The organism is Vescimonas coprocola, from assembly GCF_018408575.1.
In the GTDB taxonomy this organism is placed as follows: domain Bacteria; phylum Bacillota; class Clostridia; order Oscillospirales; family Oscillospiraceae; genus Vescimonas; species Vescimonas coprocola.
Window position 1 is genome coordinate 1,022,293 of the sequence record NZ_AP023418.1, and the last position, 12,416, is coordinate 1,034,708.

10 protein-coding genes are annotated in these 12,416 nt (G+C 62.4%); 2 read left to right on the forward strand and 8 right to left on the reverse strand.

Going from position 1 to position 12,416, the window contains the following annotated elements; translation table 11 throughout:
- Window positions 1–20 precede the first annotated feature (20 nt).
- The 6 genes from KJS28_RS05080 to thrC form a co-directional block, all read right to left on the reverse strand.
- The gene (locus KJS28_RS05080) at window positions 21–1,646 is read right to left on the reverse strand and encodes a peptide ABC transporter substrate-binding protein (RefSeq protein WP_213541994.1); all 1,626 of its coding nucleotides are present in this window, start codon (window positions 1,644–1,646) and stop codon (window positions 21–23) included.
- Window positions 1,647–1,657: 11 nt separating this feature from the next.
- Window positions 1,658–2,818, reverse strand: a complete 1,161-nt coding sequence (locus tag KJS28_RS05085) for a DEAD/DEAH box helicase (RefSeq protein WP_213541995.1) — start codon at window positions 2,816–2,818, stop codon at window positions 1,658–1,660.
- A gap of 104 nt (window positions 2,819–2,922) precedes the next feature.
- Window positions 2,923–3,486, reverse strand: a complete 564-nt coding sequence (locus tag KJS28_RS05090; protein WP_213541996.1) for a hypothetical protein — start codon at window positions 3,484–3,486, stop codon at window positions 2,923–2,925.
- Between the two features lie 49 nt (window positions 3,487–3,535).
- Window positions 3,536–3,790 (reverse strand): hypothetical protein, encoded by a 255-nt coding sequence (locus tag KJS28_RS05095; protein WP_213541997.1) that lies wholly within the window; start codon window positions 3,788–3,790, stop codon window positions 3,536–3,538.
- A gap of 57 nt (window positions 3,791–3,847) precedes the next feature.
- On the reverse strand, window positions 3,848–4,447 hold the full coding sequence (gene thrH / locus KJS28_RS05100; RefSeq protein ID WP_213541998.1) for a bifunctional phosphoserine phosphatase/homoserine phosphotransferase ThrH: 600 nt from the start codon (window positions 4,445–4,447) through the stop codon (window positions 3,848–3,850).
- Window positions 4,448–4,459: 12 nt separating this feature from the next.
- Entirely contained in the window at window positions 4,460–5,917 is a 1,458-nt protein-coding gene (gene thrC, locus KJS28_RS05105) for a threonine synthase (RefSeq protein ID WP_213541999.1), read from the reverse strand.
- A gap of 153 nt (window positions 5,918–6,070) precedes the next feature.
- Here thrC and KJS28_RS05110 point away from each other — a divergent pair, with 153 nt between their 5' ends.
- Window positions 6,071–7,387, forward strand: coding sequence for an aspartate kinase (locus tag KJS28_RS05110; protein WP_213542000.1), 1,317 nt, complete (start codon window positions 6,071–6,073; stop codon window positions 7,385–7,387).
- Between the two features lie 14 nt (window positions 7,388–7,401).
- Entirely contained in the window at window positions 7,402–8,394 is a 993-nt protein-coding gene (locus tag KJS28_RS05115) for an aspartate-semialdehyde dehydrogenase (protein ID WP_213542001.1), read from the forward strand.
- A gap of 75 nt (window positions 8,395–8,469) precedes the next feature.
- On the opposite strand, the gene KJS28_RS12640 is transcribed toward KJS28_RS05115, so the two are convergent.
- Window positions 8,470–11,601, reverse strand: coding sequence for an ABC transporter permease (locus KJS28_RS12640; RefSeq protein WP_213542002.1), 3,132 nt, complete (start codon window positions 11,599–11,601; stop codon window positions 8,470–8,472).
- Between the two features lie 4 nt (window positions 11,602–11,605).
- Window positions 11,606–12,307 carry an ABC transporter ATP-binding protein gene (locus tag KJS28_RS05125; protein ID WP_021858929.1) on the reverse strand — a complete coding sequence of 234 codons (702 nt, stop codon included), beginning with the start codon at window positions 12,305–12,307 and terminating at the stop codon, window positions 11,606–11,608.
- Window positions 12,308–12,416 lie beyond the last annotated feature (109 nt).

Sequence of the window (12,416 nt, forward strand, 5' to 3'; positions counted from 1 at the left end):
GGATGCTCTTTTTAATTCTGTTATCCGTTGTTCTGCTGAACCACATAGGAGAAGTAGTACCCGCCGATACCATCCGTCAGCAGTCCCGTGTAGGCGCTGCTGAGCCGGCTGCTCTGGCCGGTAAAATACAAGGGGCATACATACCCCGTCTCCAGCAGCAGACGCTCGGCATCCTCCAAATAGGCGTCCCGTACCTCTACCTCGCCGCAGTCCGCTGCCACACCCATCAGCATATCGTAGGCGTGGGAGTAGAAGAACTCCCCCTCCTTGCTGCCGCTGGCCCACTGCCGCAGCAGGCCCATGGCGTCGTTGCGGTCGCTTTTCAGCGTCACCATGGCGATGGTAAACTCGCCGCTGGCCACATCCCGCTGTACCTCCTCGCCGGTAACGCCCTTCAGCGTCACCACAAGGCCCAGCTGATCCCGCCACGTATCCCGCAGCAGCTGGGCGAGCTTGGCGTTGATGTCGTTCTCCTCGTACAGCAGCGTCACCTGCCCCAATCCCGCCAGACTGCTGGGGTCCGTCAGACCGGCCTGCTGCATCAGCTCCGCCGCCTTCTCACGGGCAGCCGTCAGCGCCTCTGGGTCGTTGTTAATGAGGTCGCCGCTCTCCGTGCGGAAGTCTCCGCCCATGGTGTTCCGTATCCCTCCGGGAATCAGTCCGGTCGCCAGAGTCACCAGACGGCTCTCTGTCAGCGCCGCCAAGGCGTTCCGGTCGATGACCAGCGACATGGCCTGCCGCAGCTCCTCGCTGGCCAGGCTCTGTGCCATCTGGTTCACCAGCAGCGTCATCACCTGAGGATAGCTGTCCGGTGTCCATGTCTCCGGCTCATCCGCCAGCTCCTCTTGGGACAGTCCCAGTACGAAATCCACCTCGTTCTTTTTCAGCAGTTCCGTCCTCATCGCCGCATCCGTCTCGAACCGGAACACCAGCGTGCTCATTTGCAGCCGTCGTCGGTCGTAGTAGCTCTCCGGTACCGTGGCGGTCAGCAGACCGTTCTTCCATTCGCTGATGCGGTAGGCCCCGTTGGTACACAGGGCCGTGGGATCCGCCTGCCAGTTCTTCGGCTGATCGCTGCGTACCGGCATGGTGGCCGCTGCCGTACACACGGCGCTTAAAAAGTAGGCGCACCGATTGCTGAGGGTCACCACAAAGGTGTTCTCTTCCGGGGCCGACACCTGCAGCTTGCTGACATCGCCGCTGCTGCGAACCTGCCGATACCCCGCCACCATCTCCAGCAGCGCCGCATTAGGGGAGGCCGTGGCCGGGTCCGCCAGCCGCTGCCAGGCGTAGACAAAATCCGCCGCCGTCACTTTCTGCCCGTCGGACCACTTCATGTCCCGCAGGGTAAAGGTATAGGTCTGGGTTCCGTCGTTGTTGTCGGTGCAGGTATATTTCCGGGCAGCCCCGGCCTCCACCCGGCTGCCGCCCTGCCCGTCAGAGGACAGCTTCATGAGATTCTCATACAGATGGCTCACCACGATGCGCTCGGAGTCTGTGGTGACCATAGCCGGGTCCAGCGTCCCCGGCAGCTCCGGCAGGCATACCCGCAGCGTCTGCGGCTCCCGCCGGGTGCCGCAGCCCGCCAGCGCCGCCGCCATCACCAGCGTCAGCAGCAGGCAAACGCCCCGTTTCCAAATATTCATAGCCCCACCTCTTACTTCTCCAGCGGAACCACCGTGCCGTCCTCCTCCAGCTTGGCGGAGACGATCTGGCTGCGGGTGTTGCGGGCGATATCGTCCAGCCGCATCCGGCTGGGGAAATCCGACAGCAGCGTGTAGGCCACACCGTGGCGCTTGGCCCGCCCCGTCCGGCCGATGCGGTGTACGTAGTACTCATTCTCCTCCGGCACGTCGAAGTTGAAGACGGCGTCCACATCGTCCACGTCGATGCCCCGGCTGGCCACGTCCGTGGCCACGAACACATGGAGCTTGCCCTCCCGGAACTGGGCCATGACCTCCTCCCGCTTCTTCTGGGGGATATCTCCGTGGATGCACTGGGCGTCCAGCCCACGCATCTGCAAAAACTTCGTCAGCCGCTCCGTGGAGCCCTTGGTGTTGCAGAAGCAGATGACCCGCTCCAGCCCCTGCTTCTTGATGATGGCGGCAATGGCGTCCACCTTGGCGTCGGAGTCCACATCGAGGCGGTACTGCAAGATATCGGGCTTATTCTCCTGCGTGGCCTGCACCGTGATCTCCTCCGGATCCCGCTGATAGATCCACGAGATATCCATCACCTCACGGGAGATGGTGGCGGAGAACATCCCCAGATTCTTCCGGTTGGGGATCTTGTCCAATATCCGCCGCACATCGTGGATAAAGCCCATATCCAGCATCCGGTCCGCCTCATCCAGCACCACGGTGGACACCTCGTTCAGCACCACCGTCCGCCGCTTCATGTGGTCGGAGAGCCGCCCCGGCGTGGCCACCACGATCTGGGGCCGCCGCTTCAGGGCGTTGATCTGCTTACCGATAGGCTGGCCGCCGTACAGGCACACCAGCCGCACCCCCTCGTGGCACACCGCCACCTCCCGCATCTCCTCGGTGATCTGCATGGCCAGCTCACGGGTGGGGGCCAGGATCACCGCCTGCACCGCCTCGCTCTCCGGGTCGATGCGCTCGATGATGGGGATGCCGAAGGCCATGGTCTTACCGGTGCCGGTAGGGGCCTTGGCGATCACGTCCTTCCCCGCCAGCATGGGGGGGATGCACCCGGCCTGTACGGGGGTGCTCACTTCATATCCTTTGTTGTGTATGGCACGCATGGTCGCCTCCGACAGCCCAAAGCTCTCGAAGGGTGCGCCCTGTGTAATGTCCATAGTGTTGTCCTCGTTTTCGTATATTTTCAGCCATAATAGATTATACCACCGCTGTCAATAGAGCGGCGCACCCTCCCGCCGGAGAATACGCCGCTCATCATCTCTTACTCCGCTCGTTGGCGCTGCACCTGCTCCACCGTGTGCCGGTACTGCTCCGCCGCCGTCTCGGCGCTCACCCTTTCCGGAGAGCCCATCAGCCGGAAGCTCCCGTCCTCCAGCCTTACGCCGTAGGAGATGCCGCCGAAAAAGTACAGCCGCTCCTCCGAGACCGTCCCTCCGCCCTCCTCGGCCAGTCCCTCATAGGCCGGGATACCGTCGAAGGAGTAAGCGCCGGTGCAAAGCTCCCCGCCCAGCGCATCCACTTGAAGATACCCTGTCTCCATGCCGCCGGTGGTCAGCCTGCACACATATCCGTTGCACCGGTCGTCGGGGCCGTAAAGGGGCCTGCCTTGGAGGATCGCCGTGGTATCGTCCCATGTGCAGTCCGGCCCGCCCTCCCCGGCGATGCGGCGGATTTCACCCTCTGCGAAGGTCATGGCCTGCTTTTCCGTCACGGATACCTCCGTCTTCTCCGGTTCTCTGCCGCCCCGACCTATCCAGAGCAGCACCAGCACAAGCCCTGCCAGCAAGGATACCGCAAGCACCGCTATGTTCCTTCCCGCTTTCATGATAGAGCCTCCTTTATCGCCCATCCAACCACTGTCTTTCTCCTTACTTTTACCATACCTCCACGGCAAAGTCAATAGATTCGTCCCTCATTTTTGTGCAAAGTGCATATTTTTCGTTTCGCCACTGGCCCGGCCGACCGTGTCCCGTGCCGCCGCCTACATCCCCCAGCGGCAGGAGGACGGCCTGCAATTCTATGCCGGTGCCGCCTATGCCACCTACCGGCAGAACGGAACCCTCTGGGTGACAAACCTCCGCACGGGAGATACCCACGACACCGGCGTCTCCGCCGATGCCCCATACCACATCTGCACCGGCGGAACCGCCCTCCTGCGGAGGCTCTCTCTGTCATGCGTTTCCCCTTTACAGCGCCTGTTCAATGGCCGCCAGCAGGTCGTCATACTCCTCGAAGGCCGGATACTGGGGATAGTCCGCCCTGATCTGCTCCGTGGTGCGGAACAGGAAGCCCGCCTTGCTGGCCCGGATCATCTCCAGATCGTTGTAGCTGTCGCCGGAGGCGATGGTATCGTAGCCCATGGACTGGAAGGCCCGGACGGTGGTGAGCTTGGAGTGACTGCACCGCATCCGGAAGCCGGAGATCATGCCGTCCTCCCCTACCTCCAGCGTGTTGCACAGCAGGGTGGGCCAGTTGAGCTTCTCCATCAGCGGCAGGCCGAACTGCTCGAAGGTGTCGCTGAGGATCACCACCTGCGCTTTAGTCCGCAGCCGGTCCAGAAACTCTCTGGCTCCCGGCAGCGGGTCAATGCGGCGGATGGTGTTCTGAATGTCCGTCAGCCCCAGTCCATGCTGGCGCAGAATGTCAATGCGCCAGCGCATCAGCTTGTCATAGTCCGGCTCGTCACGGGTGGTGCGCCGCAGCTCCGGGATACCGCTCTCCTCTGCGAAGGCGATCCAGATCTCCGGCACCAGCACCCCCTCCATATCCAAACAAACGATGTTCATAGTCCGCTCCTTTCAGCTCCTCATGACCTCTGCCAGCACATAGTCCAGCATCTGCTCCTTGTCGATGACGTCCCGATGGCGCACCGTCCGGCCCTGCAAACCGGCGAGATTCCTCGGCACCTCTGTGCCGGTGAGCCGGTGCAGCCGCTCCATCATGGCGAACTCGTCGCCGTCGCAGCCGCCCTCCAGCGCCCCCAGCACCGCCGCCGGGAACTTGTAGGGTGATGCCGTGGAGAGCACCACCACCGGAGCCCCGTCCTCCAGCCGCACCTGCTCTGCCGCCGACCACGCCACCGCCGTGTGGGGGTCGCAGAGATAGTGCTGCTCCTGCCACAGCCGACGGATGACCTCTGCCGCCCCGGCATCGTCGCAGCAGGCACAGTCGAACTCCGCCTGCAAGCGTTCCAACAGCCGGGGCGACACCTGATAGTGTCCCTCCCGGTTCAGCTGCTCCATCAGCCCCGCCACATAGCCGCAGTCCCCCTCCGACAGCAGGTACAGCAGCCGCTCCAGATTGCTGGACACCAGAATGTCCATGGAGGGCGACGTGGTCTTATAGAAGGGCCGCCGCCGGTCGTATACACCGGTGGAGATGAACTCCGTCAGTACATCGTTGGCGTTGCTGGCGCACACCAGCCGCCCCACCGGCAGACCCATGCGCTTGGCGAAATACCCTGCCAGAATATCTCCGAAGTTGCCGGTAGGCACCACAAAGTGGACCTTCTCCCCCACCCGGATGCGCCCCGTCTGCACCAGATCGGCATAGGCCCGGAAGTAGTACACCACCTGTGGGGCCAGCCGCCCGATGTTGATGGAGTTGGCGGAGGATAGCACCGCACCGTGAAGTTCTTTCCCTTTACAGGCTGCAAAGACATTCTTCACGCCGGTTTGCGCATCATCGAAGTTCCCCCGGATGGCGCACACCCGGACGTTGCCGCCCTCCTGCGTCACCATCTGGGCCTCCTGCACCGGCGACACGCCCCCGGCGGGATAGAACACCATGATCCGGGTGCCGGGTACGTCGTGAAAGCCCTCCAGCGCCGCCTTACCGGTGTCGCCGGAGGTGGCGGTAAGGATTACCACATCCCCGGCCCCCTCCTGCTTGGCGGCGGCGCTCACCAGCCGGGGCAGCACCGACAGGGCCACGTCCTTGAAGGCGCTGGTGGGCCCGTGGTACAGCTCCAGCACATACCGCTCCCCCACCGGCACCAGCGGCGTCAGGTCATCGCTGGCGAATTTTCCGGCATAGCTGGCCCGCACCAGTCCGTTCATATCCTGAAAGTCCGGCAGCAGTACACCCAGAATGTCCGCCGCCATGGACATGGTATCCTTCTGCAAGGTCCCCTGCCAGTCAAAATCCAGCTTCCCCGGATCGCAGACATACAGTCCTCCGTCCGGTGCGATGCCCTCTAAAACGGCTCTGGCCGGGGCCGCCGTCAGTTTTTCATCCCTCGTGCTGTGGTAGATCATAAAAAACGCTCCTTTTGCCACTTGCTTTTTCTGAAACAGTATGATACACTGTCTCCAAGAAAAAAGCAAGTGTTTTTATTCCGAGGACATAAATACTCTCTGTCCGCTGCGGAACAAACGGCACTGTATCCATGAAAGAAAGGCGATCCTCCTATGTTAAAGGTATTGAAATTCGGCGGCTCCTCTATGGCCGACGCCCATCAGTTTGCCAAGGTGAAGGCCATCGTGGACTCTGACCCCAGCCGCCGTGTGGTGGTGGTCAGCGCCGCCGGAAAGCGCAGTCGGGACGACCACAAGCTGACGGACCTGCTGTATCTGTGCTACGCCCACCTGCAATACGGCGTCAGCTGCGACGCCGTGTTCGACATGATCCGCAGCCGCTATCTCTCCATCCGGGACGAGCTGCACCTGTCCACACCGCTGGAAGCGGAGTTCGCCGCCTTGCGGGAAAAGATGGACCGTGGCATCAGTCAGGACGAGCTGGTGAGCCGTGGCGAATACTTCGCCGCCCGCCTCATGGCGGACTATCTGGGCTACGATTTTCTGGACAGCATCTGCTGGCTCCGCTTCCGGCTGGACGGCACCGTGGACCAGCCCGCCAGCTACGAGGCCCTGCGCCGCACCGCCTCCGGCCGCCGGGTGGTGATCCCCGGCTTCTACGGGGCCATGCCCGACGGCAGCGTCAAGACCTTCACCCGCGGCGGCAGCGACATCACCGGCGCTCTGGCAGCGGCGGCGCTGGACGCCGACGTCTATGAAAACTGGACCGACGTCTCCGGCTTCCTTATGGCCGACCCCAAGATCGTGCAGGACCCCCGTCCCATCGAGCGCATCACCTACGCCGAGCTGCGGGAGCTCAGCTATATCGGGGCGCAGGTGCTCCACGAAGGGACCGTCTCCCCGGTGCGGGAGAAGAACATCCCCCTGAACATCCGCAACACCAACCAGCCCGACCACCCTGGCACCATGATCCGGGAGCGCTTCGACGAGCCGGAGCTGGCAGACGAGAACCTCATCACCGGCATCGCCGGCCGCAAGGATTTCTCCGTCATCACCATCACCAAAAACGGAATGTCCTCACAGGCCGGTGTCCTGCGGCAGATCCTGGAGGTGCTGGAGCGCTACGGCATCAACGTGGACTACCTGCCCTCCGGCATCGACACGGTATCGCTGGTGGTGTCGGCCCAGAAGGTGACCCCGTGCCTGTATCCCATGCTGGGTGATCTGCAAAAGGAGTTGAAGCCCGACAGTATCCATGTGACGGACAACATGGCCATCGTGGCCGCCGTGGGCCGGAAAATGGCCTATAAGCCCGGCACCTCCGGTCGCATTTTCGCCAAGCTGGGTGAAAACGGCATCAACATCCGCATGATCACCCAAGGACCGGAGGAACTGAATATCATCGTGGGCGTGGACGGCAGCGACTTTGAGCGTGCCATCCGCGTCCTGTACGACAGCTTTGTAAAATAAGGAGGAACCAAACTATGAACGTTGCCATTCTGGGGGCCACCGGTGCGGTGGGCCGTGAAATGATGAAAATACTGGCCGAGCGCAGCTTTCCCGTGGAGGAACTGCGGCTGCTGGCCTCCCCCCGCTCCGCCGGGCAAAAGCTGCTCTGGCAGGGCCGGGAGCTGACGGTACAGCCCGCTGAGGACAGTGCCTTCGAGGGTATGGACATCGTGCTGGGCGCTGCGGAGAACGACATCGCCAAGCGCTTCGCCCCGGCCATCGTTAAGGCGGGTGCCGTGTTCGTGGATAACTCCAGTGCCTTCCGCATGGACCCCAATGTGCCGCTGGTGATCCCGGAGATCAACCCGGAGGACGTCCGCCGCCACAAGGGCATCATCGCCAATCCCAACTGCACCACCATCGTCTCGTTGGTGGCCATCAATGCCCTGAACCAGGACAGCCCCATCCAGAGCATCATCGCCTCCTCCTATCAGGCGGTGTCCGGTGCCGGAGCCGGCGGTCCCCGTGAGCTTATGGAGGAGGTGGAGCTGCTGCGGGAGGGCAAGCCCGTCCACCCGCAGGTGTTCCAGTACCAGATCGCCTACAACGTCATCCCCCAGATCGGCGGTGAGGCCTATGAGGGCTACACCTCTGAGGAGATGAAGATGCAGAACGAGGGCCGCAAGATCATGCATCTGCCGGACCTGCAAGTCAGCTGCACCTGCGTCCGGGTACCTGTGGTGCGGAGCCACAGCGTCTCGCTGGTGGTCCGCACCCGTGAGAAGATCTCCGTCCAGCGGGCCAGAGAGCTCATCGCCGCCGCCCCCGGCTGCCGTCTGGTGGACGATCTGTCCAGCCGCCGGTACCCCATGCCGCTGGACACCAGCGATCAGGACACCGTGTTCGTGGGCCGCATCCGGGAGGATCTGACCTGTGACAACGGTCTGAATATCTGGTGCTGCGGCGATCAGGTTCGCAAGGGGGCTGCCACCAATGCCGTGCAGATCGCCCAGCTGCTGCTCCCCTGATAGCCCCCTGATAGCCGGATATGTAAAGCATCCCTGCTTCACAGGAAGCAGGGATGCTTTTTTCACGTTTTTCCCTTATTCGATGGATTTCAGCGACTCCGCCATGCTGATGCGCCGCAGCTTGAAGTACATCACCACGTTCACGATGGCGGCAAACACCGCCGTCAGCAGTATGGAGAACATCACGCTCTGCCATGCGATCCGCACGTCGAAGGCGATGGTGTCAATGCGGATCTGGCTCATCACATAGGCGTGGAGCCACTTGCCCAGCGGCAGACCCACCAGCATCCCCAAAAACGTCAGGGTGTTGTTCTCCCGGAACACATAGGCCGACGTCTCTCCGGGATAGAAGCCAAGCACCTTGATGGTGGCGATCTCCCGGATGCGCTCGTTGATATTGATGTTGGTGAGGTTATACAGCACAATAAAGGCCAGCGCCCCGGCGCACACCGTCACCATCCACACGATGTAATCCAGCACCGACATCATGGTTCCCACCCGCTGGCGGGTATCCAGATTCACCGATACCGCCGAGACGTTCTCCAGATCCAAAATCCGGGCCGAGGCGGCGTGGACACCTGCGTCGGAGTTGTCCGTCACCCGGATGAAGGCGGTTTTCACCGGCGGCACGCTGCCCCACTGATCCCGGCAGGTGTCCGCTGACACGATGGCGTAGTTGGACACGTAGTTGTCAAAGATGCCGCTGACCGTCACCGTCAGGGTGTTCATGTCGCTGTCCCGCAGGGTCACGGTATCCCCCACGGACACGCCCAGCGCCTCCGCCAGAGCGTCGTTGAGCAGCGTCTCCCCCGTTCCGGGCATGGACAGCTTCTCGCCGCCCCGGTGGAGGTCCATCATGCCCTCCAGACTGCTCTGAGGCACCAGCAGATTCACCGTCTTGGCCCCGCCGCCTGCCTCCACCGTCACGGAGCCGTCGTGGAGGAACACCACCGCCGACACATCGGCGGCCTGCCGGGAAAACGCCTGCTGCGTCTGCGCATCCATCTCCTCTGTGAAGGACACCGCCGCATCGTACAGGGTAATTTCCTCGAACTGATAGTCCACCACATTGGCGATGGAGTCCTTGATGCCGAAGCCCGTCAGCAGCAGCGCTGTGCAGCCGCCGATGCCCAGCACCATCATGAAGAACCGCTGCTTGTACCGCAGCACGTTCCGCAGGGATACCTTGGTCAAAAAGCCCAGCCGCTTCCACAGGAAGGTGATGCGCTCCAGCAGCACCCGCTTGCCCTCCTTGGGGGCCTTGGGCCGGATCAGTTCCGCCGGCACCTCTCGCAAGAAGCCACGGCACACCAGATAGGTGGCCCCCAGAGCGCACAGCAGATAGGTGGCTACGGAGATGGCCGCCAGCTTCCCATCCAGCACAAATTCAATGGGGATCCCGAAGCCGTACATGATGTTATAGGCGTGCCAGAGGATCTTGGGAAAGATGTAGGAGCCTCCCACAAAGCCGATGGCGCACCCCAGCAGCGAAGCGCTGCCGGAGTAAAAGAAGTACTTGAACAGGATGGCCCCCCGGCCATAGCCCATGGCCATCAGTACGCCCAGTTGGGTGCGCTGCTCCTCCACCATGCGGGTCATGGTGGTGATGCACACCAGCGCCGCCAGCAGGAAGAAGAACAGCGGGAACACACGGGAAACTCCCGCCACAATGTTGGTGTCGCTCTCGAAGCATACATAGCCCACGTTGGTGTCCCGGCCCAGCACATAGGTGTCCGGCTCTTTCAGATCCTCCAGCTTCTGCCGGGCATCGTCCAGTTCCCCCTCATGGTCGGACAATTCCCTTTCGCCGTCCTCCAGCTCCTGCCGGGCGCTCTCCAGCTTGGGACCTGTCTCCTCCAGCTGGGCCTTGGCCGCCGCCAGCTGCCGGGCCGACTCCTCCAGCTTCTCCTGCGCCTGTGTCAGCTGCCGCTCCGTGGTATCCAGCGCCGCACCCGCCGCATCCAGCTGGGCCTTGCTCTGAGCCAGCTGCGCCGCCGTTGCCTCCAGCTGAGCCTGATTCTGAGAAAGCTGCGCCGCTGTGGCGTCCAGCTGCTCCTTCATGGCCGCCAGCTTGGCCTGCAGGACCGGCAGCTCCGGGCTATCCTCCGGCAGGGCCGCCGCCTGCTGCTCCAGCAGCTGATACTGCGCCAGCGCCTCCTGATACTGCTGCTGTGCCGCCTGATACTGCCGCTGGCCCTCCTCATAGCCGGCCTTCCCCTGATTGTATTGGCTCACGCCGTTTTCATAGTCCTTCCGGGCCGTCTCATAGGCCGCCCGGCCACTGTCGTATTCTGCCAGCCCATCCCGGTACTGGCCGGCGCCCTCTATATAGGATGCATGTCCGTCCTTGTACTGGGCAAGGCCGTCGTAGTATTCCGCCCAGCCCGTTTCCAGCTGCTTCCGGGCGTCGTCCAGCTGCTGCTGGGCATCCGCCAGCTTTTCCTGCGCCTCACTGCGGAGAGAGTCGTACCGCAGCTGCGCCCGCTGGGCTGCCAGATCCTTCAGGGGCTGCTCCATGGCCTCCACGGCATCGTCATAGGCCGCCGTATAGATGCGGCCATCTGCCCCGGTGAGGGTCACGTCGATCTCCGTGTAGTAGTCCATCGCAAAGCCCTCCGGCAGTAGATAGACAAACGCCGCCACGGTGCCGTTTCCCAGCGCCGTGCCGCCCCGCTCATAGTTGATGTACATAGGACTGGCAGCCACGCCCACCACCGTATATTCCCGGCTGGCGAAGGTATCCATCGTATCGGCGGAGTTGTTGTCCGACAGCCGGATGACGCTGCCCAGTGCGCTCTCATCGTAGCGCCATGCGTCCACCACGCACTCGTCAGCCTTCTCCGGCAGCCGTCCCGCCTGTAAGCTCAGGCGGTTCACCTGCTGCGTCAGGGAGTGGGCCTTCAGCACCATGTCGGAGCCGTCCTCCCCCACGCACAGCACGTCGGCGGAACGGGCGCCCTCGGCGGCGGATACGCCATCCAGCTTCCGGAAGGCATCCACATCCTCCTCCGTCCAGCCCAGAGTGGAGAGGATCCGGTCATCGAACATGGCCAGATCCTTCAAATAGTGATTGGCGGTGGAGATCATAGCGGTGCGGGTCACCCGCAGTCCGGCAAAAAAGCCCACACCCAGCGCAATAATGGCCAGAATGGCCAGATACCGGCCCAAGCTGGTTTTGATCTCCCGAAAAGCAGTTTTCAGCAGCATATCCTCACCACTCGATCTCTTCCACAGGGGTGACGTGTTCATTCTTCCGCACGGACTGGATGGTGCCGCTCTTGATGGAGATGACCCGATCCGCCATGGCCGTCAGAGCGGAGTTGTGGGTGATGATGACCACCGTCATCCCCGTCCGGCGGCAGGTGTCCTGCAGCAGCTTCAGAATGTTCTTGCCGGTAACATAGTCCAGCGCACCGGTTGGCTCGTCGCACAGCAGCAGCTTGGGGTTCTTGGCCAGCGCCCGTGCAATGGCCACCCGCTGCTGCTCGCCGCCGGAGAGCTGGGCCGGGAAGTTCTTCATCCGCTCCCCCAGTCCCACCTCCCGCAGCACCTCTGCCGCATCCAGCGGATGGGGGCAGAGCTGGGCGGCGATCTCCACGTTCTCCAGCGCCGTGAGGTTCTGAATGAGGTTATAAAACTGGAACACAAAGCCCACGTCGCGGCGTCGGTACTCCGTCAGCTGCCGCCGGTCGTAGCGGGAGATATCCCGGCCATCCAACTTCACCGTGCCGCCGGTGAGGGTATCCATACCCCCCAAAATATTCAGCAGCGTGGTCTTTCCGGCACCGGAGGCCCCTACGATGACGCAGATCTCCCCCTTTTCCACCTGAAAGGTGGCGTCCCGCAGCGCCGGGATCTCCACCGTTCCGGTGTGGTAGATCTTGCTGACCTTTTCAAATTCTACAAAAGCCATTGTGACCTCCTCGCTTCTCCAGAATGTTTCTTTTATTATACAATTCCGATTCCGGATTATCAATGGACAAACTCTGAACTTTTAGAGAAAATACGTAAAAATTGGACAC

Coding starts and splice junctions, on each gene's coding strand:
- KJS28_RS05090 (WP_213541996.1), bottom strand. CDS start 3,486: ATGAAAGCGGGAAGGAACATAGCGGTGCTTGCGGTATCCTTGCTGGCA.
- KJS28_RS12640 (WP_213542002.1), bottom strand. CDS start 11,601: ATGCTGCTGAAAACTGCTTTTCGGGAGATCAAAACCAGCTTGGGCCGG.
- KJS28_RS05080 (WP_213541994.1), bottom strand. CDS start 1,646: ATGAATATTTGGAAACGGGGCGTTTGCCTGCTGCTGACGCTGGTGATG.
- thrC (WP_213541999.1), bottom strand. CDS start 5,917: ATGATCTACCACAGCACGAGGGATGAAAAACTGACGGCGGCCCCGGCC.
- thrH (WP_213541998.1), bottom strand. CDS start 4,447: ATGAACATCGTTTGTTTGGATATGGAGGGGGTGCTGGTGCCGGAGATC.
- KJS28_RS05115 (WP_213542001.1), top strand. CDS start 7,402: ATGAACGTTGCCATTCTGGGGGCCACCGGTGCGGTGGGCCGTGAAATG.
- KJS28_RS05110 (WP_213542000.1), top strand. CDS start 6,071: ATGTTAAAGGTATTGAAATTCGGCGGCTCCTCTATGGCCGACGCCCAT.
- KJS28_RS05085 (WP_213541995.1), bottom strand. CDS start 2,818: ATGGACATTACACAGGGCGCACCCTTCGAGAGCTTTGGGCTGTCGGAG.
- KJS28_RS05125 (WP_021858929.1), bottom strand. CDS start 12,307: ATGGCTTTTGTAGAATTTGAAAAGGTCAGCAAGATCTACCACACCGGA.